Genomic DNA, 8,521 nt, shown 5'->3' with positions numbered 1-8,521 from the left:
ATGGAGCAACAGCTACCAAACTTAGAGCAGTACACTATATATAGTGTATTGACCTAAGTCCTGATAATGATACTTGTCTTGAGGCGTTAGCGGAGCTTTGCGTCAGCAATCGCTTAACAGATTATAGCGATCACTATACTTACTATACTCTATATATAGTGTCTTTGCGTAAGTCCTGAATATAATAATTGTCCCTAAATACTTTCAATCATCATGGAATTTCCTCTATATGGCCATCACAAAGCTCATAACCATGGAAAGACCAGTAAAGGAAGTCAACGATATTATTGTCCCAGATTTCAACAAACATGAGAGTGAAACTTTCGATACTCTGCACTATCGTAGACAAGTGCCTCCTGCGGAGGAGCTGCCCTAACAACCTGAACAAATGCGCATGGTTCTACAAGCTCACGTTGAGGGCAGTAGTTTAAGAGGTATTAGTCTAACAGTGAATTTGGCCTATAATACGGTAGTGAGTTTAGTGAGAGCTGTTTCCCAAAAAGGACAAATGATTTATAATGCTCATGTCCAGAATATCAATACCTCACAAATCAGTAGTGATGAGTTTTGGTCATTTGTCCAAAAAAAGCAAGTGCGTAATTCTGGGATCTCCCCAGAATGTAAGACGCACTCAAGACACAAAAACACTCTCAGATGAATGAATTGACACAAGGGGATTGTTGCAGGGCAAACGCATCTAATTTTTTTGACAAATGACCAAGAAGATAATTTCAAATGGAGACTATGCGATCGCGTAGCAAATCACCATCCAAAAATACCAAAATTTTCAATAGTCAACTCAATAATTAATACTAAAAAAAACCTAATTCAGATTTAATATTAGATATTTATCAAGGATAATTATTGTAGTAATAATAGTAATATTTCACAATTAAAATCCAGCAAAAAAAGAGTATTTATGAATATTTTAATGAGCTAGAAGACCCGAGAGTATATATAACAAAAGGTCATCAATTAATTGATATTATTACAATTACTATTTGTGCTGTAATTTGTGGTGCAGCATACTAGTTATAGATATAGAATCTTATGGTGAGTCTAAATATGAATGGCTAAAAAGTTTTTTAGAACTACCTAATGGAATTCCATCTCACGATACATTTGCCCGAGTTTTTGCACTTCTAGACCCGGAACAATCAGGTCGGACGCGATCGCTAACTCGAAAATAGTGTTTGTGGAGCGTGAGCTAAGATGTCTCACAGTGCCCATTCTTGGAATGTACCTCCTGGTCATTTGTCAAAAAATTAGATACGTTTGCCCTGGTTATAACACGAACGTGAGTAGCTAGCATGTTGAGCCATCAGGGTTTTTTGCTTGTTATTTAATTTGAGTTTTGTTCTGATGGATTTCATGCAGATTAAACACAGCCGGTATAATAGTATGCTTTTTAGTATATTACAGCACTTTGCGACTCTATGAGCTATACCAATCGCGGGCAAGAAGCCCGCACTACAATATTTTCACTATTCATCTTGTACATCATTTGCCCGAAATATGCTTTCATTAATTGATAATTGATAATTACCTCTGGTTAAAACCGCTCTTGATTGAATATAAGGAAATATTATTTCTTCTCTTGGTCGATTGGATATGGCGAGGAGACCTCGCCATCCCTCGACCGCTTTTTTCCCCTTAAGAGGGGAGGCTTTAAACCAGAATTATTTAATAATTAATAATTAATAATTAATAATTCGGTAAATCGTTATTCTTTGATTAAGTCAATGCTCTTCCTAGAAGTCGATCCTACTTTTGCACTGTCAGTAATTATCAAGCGCTTGACATCCTCCCCGGCCTAAAGGAGCGAGGATTCCTACTGAGCCGTAGCTCTTCGGCGGGTTGACGCTTCACAGGGTGCTGCTTCCTTGGCGGTAGTCTGATGCTTCCCTCCACGTCCGTTTAGAGTTTCCGAGTGCCCCCCGGCAACTAATAACAGTTTAGCATATATCCAATTCACTTGCAAATCAAATAAAAAGTCGCCCTACAAGGGCGAGGCTTTAAACCCAATTTTTCGGTCAAAGGTAGAGCTTGACATCACTTGAGAAAATAATTTTCTAGGCTGCTGAAATTACCTACCCTCTGGACACCAAGCTTTTTCTGCGCAAGAGACTTTTAGGAGGTACATTGAAAACCAAACTAGAAAGTAACGCCGTTTTATTACCCGCGCGTCGTTATTCAACCAGGGGATAAATCTCCCGGGAACTTTCCTCCCGTCGTTTTTTATGTTTGACGAGTTGCAAAATCATCTATTAACGCTGTTTTCAACTTACCTTTTTTATTTGCCTGCCAAAGCTTACCACTACTGACATCCAAACAAGTCAACCAACCGTCATCATAAACTCTGGTATCAATACAAATAGTGTTACCGACATTAAGAGGTTTACCACTTTTTTGACTTGTGTGACCACAAACCATTGTTTTTCCAGAAAAGTGAGGCATGGGGTTATCAAGTTTTTCCCAAAAAAGCTTGTACTCTGACTGCTCATTCAGGGATAGATCGGGAGCAGCATTCGCATGAACAAAAAAATGTTCGTCTGACTCCCACCAGTCTACACAGATATTCTCAAGGAAATACCAATGTTCGTCTGGAATATGTTTTCGTTGAGATTTACCAGATTTTGAATAAGAAGCTAGAGTCTCCTTGCCACCAGAATTATGCCAGCGAGCTTCATCTTGCGAACAATCACGAGACCTCATCATCATTAATTCATGGTTGCCACGTAAGGCTACAAGTTGCCCAGTTTCATGAAGTGCAATTAATCGATTAATCACTCCTTGAGAATCTGGACCTTTATCTACATAGTCACCAAGAGTAATAATAACATCCTCTAATCGTGGCTTAACTGCTGCAATCAATGTATCAAATGCTCTGGAATGACCGTGAATATCTCCGATGGCGAGAATACGCATATATATTTTTTATTACTTTTTTCGGCCTTGGTGATTTGAGGTATGAAATAAATAATTTAGTAATTTAGGTAAGTTAAGAGTCATTCAAAGAATGACAAAATTAGATGTTCTCTTTACTTAATTTCAGGAAAAGCACTTTTCTTTCTCCTGACTCAGTCCTCCTAAGTAATTAAAATTAATATCATACACGCGCTTCAGCAACACCCTTTTTTCTTTCACTCATGTACCACTACAGGTGTCCCCACTGATGCCCAGTTAAATAACCATTTGGCGTGATTGACTGCTACATTCGTACAACCGTGACTAACTGGGGTACCAAACATATTATGCCAGTAAGCACCATGAATCGCCATTCCCCCATCATAATACATAGTATAAGGAACGTCGGGCACGTCATAATCTGCTCCGGTCATTCTGGCAGTGCGATATTTTGTTTGTACTCTGAAAGTACCTAAGCGAGTAGGAGTTGATGATTTACCTGTGGAAACTACGACTGCATAAACTACTTTATTTCCTTCCCAGGCAATTAATCTTTGGGTTGATAAGTCAATTGAAATCCAACGTTCCGCTGATTGTTGTAATTCTAACATTCTCGTGGCAATTAGATTTTCCCATCCACTAGCTTTGGTTGGTATTGACCAGGATAAAAAAGTTGTAATAGTTAGTGCTGTAGCAGCACATATTTTACCAACTTGATACCATTTTTTAGAACTAACTAAGTTTTTCATTTTTTATACCTAATCAAAACACAATAATGGTGTAATTTAGAAGTAGATTATTTTGATTAATTTTCAGATTCAATTGTTTGCTGAAAGTTCTCTAACTAGAGCCTGAGTTTGTCTCGCGATCGCTTCCCAATTTTTAGCAATTATTAAATCTTTGGGAAATAGTTTCCCTGATAAACCTACAGCAATTGCACCTGCTTTGATAAATTCTTTAGCATTTCCTAAGGTTACTCCACCAGTAGGAATTAGAGGAATTTCTCCTAAAGGTCCTTGCAAACTTGTGATATAAGTTGCGCCTCCTACTGCTGATATAGGATATATTTTAACACAGCTAGCTCCTGCTTGCCAAGCAGTTAATATTTCTGTGGGAGAAAGAGCGCCGGGAATAATCGGAACTGCTGCTATTTTTGCTGTTTGAATCATAGCAGGGTTAGTATGTGGCGTAAAGATAAATTGGCAACCAATTTTGAGTGCTTTTTGTAACTCTTCTATGGTTAATAATGTGCCTGTGCCAATTATACAAGTAGATAATTCAGAGCGGAGTAAAGTAATTAATTCTGATGCTTTATGACTGTTCCAAGTGATTTCTATTATGCGTATACCACCAGCAGCAACTGCTTTTGCCATTTTCATACCTATCTCGATTTCTGAGGCACGAATAACGGCAATTATTCGATTTTGTTCTAATATTTTTAACCAGTTTTCTTGATTCATATTTTGGTGGAAGGAAGAAGGAATAAAGGAAAATATGTTTTTTATAAGTTTGACTTTAATTATTGTCATATACAGCAGTTTCTTACTCTCTGGAAGTAGATATATTGATGGTGTGAGGGAGTAGGGAGCAGGTAAGATGGGGAGGCCAGAGAGAGAACAAGCCAAAAATATTTACCCTGTCAGTTGTACCACATAAATTAAGTGAATATGCTGTATATTAATTCTTGCTATTCCATAACTTCAATCAAAGTAAAATGATCAAGCAATATATTTACTATTTAATAATTCTATAAATATAGATGGTTTCCAGAATAATTAATCATTACTTTTTCTTTTAAGAAGGGATTGGCGACAATAATTTTTTTCTTTATTTTTTATGTACAGCGTTTTTCAAATCAATAAACCACATTGTCACAAGCAAAATATGTTAGGGACGTTCCATGGAACATCTCTACTGTGGTCTACCAAAATGAAAATTGAATATATGCTACAGTCTTATTAGTTGCCGGGCGGCACTCGGAAACTCGTGCGCGGACGTGGAGGGAAGCGTTAGACTACCGCCTTTGGAAGCAGCACCCGATGTTAGCGAAGCTGTGCGCCAGCAAAGCGTCAACCAGCCAAGGAGCTACGGCTCAGTAGGAATCCCCGTGCCTTTAGGCCAGGGAGGATGTCAACGAAAAATTATTAAGGTATAAAGCCTCTCCATTCATGGAGAAAAAAGCGGTCGAGGGATGGCGAGGTCTCGGAGCCATATCCAATCGACCAAGAGAAGAAAAAAAATCCTTTTAACCCAATCCTCTTCTTTTTAACTTCCCTGGCGGGAAGTCCCGCGCTCTCCCGAAGGGGAGCGTCGTATGGTCAAGCCTGGGCCAATAGTCGGATACCTCCACAAATAAAACCTTCCTATACCCTTGACAAGCTAGGAGGTATGCATGTTATCATCAAGGTCAATACAGGGGGAGGACATCACCTCACACGCGCGCAGCGGTCATTTTTTTCATGGCTGAAGAATCCCGCGTTGTCGCGGTATGCGCAACGTCGGGAGTATGTCAAGTATAGGTAATTCTAAATTCGCGCATTCTAAATTCGCGCATTCTTGAATAGTCAGTTGATGATAAATAAGTAAAAGAGCTAATCAATATTGATTTAGTCAGGTAAGTATGACCTAGGAATAACTCACCGCCATCTAGCTGTTTGCACAGCATTCCGTAGGAAACGCTTACCGAAAAGCGACGTTGAAAGCCCCCGTGTTTTAACCGGGGGATGAAAACAAGCGAGTCGTTTAGACTAGACAACTTTAGTTGTCCTGTGCTATGATATGGATGTATAAATGTTTAGACAAAAGTAAACAGCAAAGCATGGTTTAAACGCTATGCTGACTGTGTAGGGGCACTTTTACTTTTCCCCAGAGAATATATCTTTGGTCAGAATCATGAGAAAACGAAGCAACAAGGATTTATCGGTGTTGCGTAGTATCAACTTAGAATCCCCTCGGCAACAGCTGCGGGGAGTAGTCAAATAATTTCCTGTTTCCTCACTTAGTTGATAGGATCTAGTGAGGAAACCTAATCATTCTTTTCTCTTCAAACTAACCTTAGCTAGTTAATAAATTTAGATATTCCCAGTCCAAGACATCTTGTAATAGAGCTTTATAACCTGCGACATTAGGATGAATGCCATCTGCACAAAGACGTAATCTCCACCAATTTTCGCCCCTACTTAACCATTTTTCAAACACATCTAAATAAGGAATTTTTCGCTTTAAACAAGCCAAGCGAGTCGCCTCTTTATATATAAATTGATCTTCGTGACTATAATATAAACAATCTTGAAAAGGCATTTTCTCCAAATTAACAGGAACCATTCCCACAAATAGTACAGGACAAAGTTGTTTTGATGTATCCAATAAATTATCTAAAATTGTTTTAAATTTGGAAAAATCAGTATAGTAACGTCCATCTGGTCTTTGGACTCTAGCAGAATCATTTACCCCAACCGAAAGAATAATAATATCTGGTTGACGATTTCTTAATTCTCCACGATGGCGAAACTCATGTTCCAGGCGTTGTTCTACTTGTAAAACACGGTTTCCTCGAACTCCAAGATTATATAGCACATGACCAGGACTGTCTGGCAACATCCACTGCCGTCGTAATCTCTCTACCCATCCACCACCTTCATAATCACCAAAACCATAAACTAAACTGTCTCCCAAAGCAACTATTTTTAGGGGATGATGATGAGTCTGAGAAAAGCGCTTTACAGTTGAAGGAGTAGCTAATAACATAAGCAATAAAAATTGATAATATTAGTATAAATTTATTAATATTGATTGAATTTTAACTAAAAATATTAGCATTGACCACCTAATTTCCAGAACAGAGAATAAAAAATATATATTAGAAAGTTAATCATCTTTACTTATTACAGAAAAAATGCTACTCTAATATAATTGTTTTACTCCAAATGTGACTCATCGTAGTTGACTAACAGTCTACTAATATGGTTTAAAGACTTACCAAAGGCTAGGGAATCTTAAATAGGTTAACAGCAAACATTTACCGAAAAGCCATGTTGAAAGCCCCCGTGTTTTAACCGGGGGATTAAAACAAGGGAGTCGTTTAGACTAGACAACTTTAGTTGTCCTGTGTTATTTGGGTATACAAATGTTTAGACAAAAGTAAGCAGAAAGCTAGGTTTAGACGCTATGCCGACTGTGTAGGGGCACTTTGACTTGTCCCCAAAGAGTTCTTTGGTCAGCGCTCGAATAAACGAAGCAACAGGATAAATCCATATTGCGTAGTATCAACTTAGAATCCCCTCGGCAACAGCTGCGGGGAGTAGTCAATTAGGTATATGATGGGTTATTAGTGAGTGGCCATCAAAACCCATCACCCGCTTTTCAAAATATAATATTAGTGGTCTTAAACATAAAAAATGACGGGAGGAAGTACGCAGCGCCCGTTTTAACGTCTGGTTGAATAACGAAACGCGGGTTTTAACCCGGAGCAAAGGTATGTTATGATCATAAACTGCAAGTAAGAATAAGGTTTGTCGCTATGACAAGATCGCTACTTGGCGTGAGATTCCAGTTCCCAGGAGACGGGGCATTAATTTTCTACGACGACTGTTTGCGCAGCATTCCGCAGGAAAAGCAAGTAATGCACTAGAGCAGCAAGAAGATTGCTCTAACATCTTGAGTAAAACCACTCTCAAATGTAAGCTCACAGCTAGATAATGATCTATGCCGAGGAGTCTAGGAGTCTACCATTCAGGCTTTAAGCAAATGTGGATTTATGAGGGGCTGCGTGCGGAATTTACTTCCGCACTTTAAACGTCCCGTCCCATTTGCGGTGAATTGGCCAAAGTTTCCATGGTGTTTCAACCCCTGGAGATGTCAAAAACCTATTAAAAATGTTAACTGATGACCAAAAAAAGCGGGTTTCAAGCCCCGTCCTTCTAGGACGGTTAACCTCAATCGCCCTTGCACAAATTAAATTGAACCTGATATACTAATAATATACGCCACACAAGCTAGCGTCAAAACTATGATAGTATACGAATTCAAAGTCAAAGGAAAACCTCAGCAATATCAAGCCATTGATGAGGCAATCCGTACTGGCCAATTCGTGAGAAATTCATGTCTTCGCTATTGGATGGATAATCCAGGACTAGGTAGAAAAGAACTATATCGGTATAATACCGAATTACGTTCGATGTACCCATTCGTTCAAGATTTGAATTCCCATGCTTGTCAGGCGTCTGTAGAACGGTGTTGGTCAGCTATTGCTAGGTTCTTTGACAATTGCAAGAAAAATATCCCAGGAAAAAAGGGATACCCACGATTCAAGAAACATAGCCGCTCTGTAGAATACAAGACATCGGGCTGGGTGCGATTCGTTTCCTTGAAAAATGGAGAATTCAATTCAAAGTGTACGAGGAGCAAGAGGTCAACCTTTCGTATTGGTTGAATCAAAACTTTTGACAACTTAATGACCATGAGGGTGAAAGTCCCTCGACCAAGGCGCATTTGAAAAGCTAAGTCATATCACGTTCAAACAACTTTGGGCTTGGGCAAAACGTCGATGCAAAAAGAATAGCAACGCCCGAAAATACTGGAAGGAAATTGAAGGTAAAACATGGACGTTTGCTAC

Annotated in this window: 6 protein-coding genes and 3 pseudogenes; 3 read left to right on the top strand and 6 right to left on the bottom strand. The window is 38.9% G+C overall.

All coding sequences use genetic code 11. The features are described 5' to 3' along the window. Window positions 1-198: 198 nt before the first annotated feature. Both F6K23_RS39460 and F6K23_RS39455 read left to right on the top strand, forming a co-directional pair. Window positions 199-592, top strand: a pseudogene (locus F6K23_RS39460) (IS1 family transposase); the annotation flags it as partial. Window positions 593-891: 299 nt separating this feature from the next. Then, window positions 892-1,154 (top strand): annotated as a pseudogene (locus tag F6K23_RS39455) (transposase family protein); the annotation flags it as partial. 111 nt (window positions 1,155-1,265) lie between these two features. Here the strand turns inward: F6K23_RS39455 and F6K23_RS39450 are convergent. The 6 genes from F6K23_RS39450 to F6K23_RS39425 form a co-directional block, all read right to left on the bottom strand. After that, window positions 1,266-1,373: a helix-turn-helix domain-containing protein gene (locus tag F6K23_RS39450; protein ID WP_293166509.1), complete on the bottom strand. Its 108-nt coding sequence runs from the start codon at window positions 1,371-1,373 to the stop codon at window positions 1,266-1,268. A 458-nt stretch (window positions 1,374-1,831) separates the two neighbouring features. Beyond that, a complete protein-coding gene (locus F6K23_RS39445) occupies window positions 1,832-1,975 on the bottom strand; it encodes a hypothetical protein (RefSeq protein WP_293088335.1) in 144 nt (47 codons plus the stop codon). A gap of 263 nt (window positions 1,976-2,238) precedes the next feature. After that, window positions 2,239-2,928 (bottom strand): metallophosphoesterase family protein, encoded by a 690-nt coding sequence (locus F6K23_RS39440; protein ID WP_293166507.1) that lies wholly within the window; start codon window positions 2,926-2,928, stop codon window positions 2,239-2,241. Between the two features lie 215 nt (window positions 2,929-3,143). Continuing rightward, on the bottom strand, window positions 3,144-3,656 hold the full coding sequence (locus F6K23_RS39435) for a L,D-transpeptidase (RefSeq protein WP_124147087.1): 513 nt from the start codon (window positions 3,654-3,656) through the stop codon (window positions 3,144-3,146). A gap of 69 nt (window positions 3,657-3,725) precedes the next feature. Beyond that, a complete protein-coding gene (locus F6K23_RS39430; protein WP_293166503.1) occupies window positions 3,726-4,367 on the bottom strand; it encodes a bifunctional 4-hydroxy-2-oxoglutarate aldolase/2-dehydro-3-deoxy-phosphogluconate aldolase in 642 nt (213 codons plus the stop codon). Window positions 4,368-5,961: 1,594 nt separating this feature from the next. Then, window positions 5,962-6,654, bottom strand: a complete 693-nt coding sequence (locus tag F6K23_RS39425) for a GDSL-type esterase/lipase family protein (protein ID WP_287274132.1) — start codon at window positions 6,652-6,654, stop codon at window positions 5,962-5,964. Between the two features lie 1,261 nt (window positions 6,655-7,915). Here F6K23_RS39425 and F6K23_RS42650 point away from each other — a divergent pair. Beyond that, a pseudogene (locus F6K23_RS42650) lies at window positions 7,916-8,299 on the top strand (RNA-guided endonuclease TnpB family protein); the annotation flags it as partial. Window positions 8,300-8,521 lie beyond the last annotated feature (222 nt).

This window comes from Okeania sp. SIO2C9, from assembly GCF_010672455.1.
Taxonomy (GTDB): Bacteria; Cyanobacteriota; Cyanobacteriia; order Cyanobacteriales; family Microcoleaceae; genus Okeania.
The sequence above is the reverse complement of the archived record's forward strand: the minus strand, read 5'-3'. Positions and strand labels throughout refer to the sequence as shown.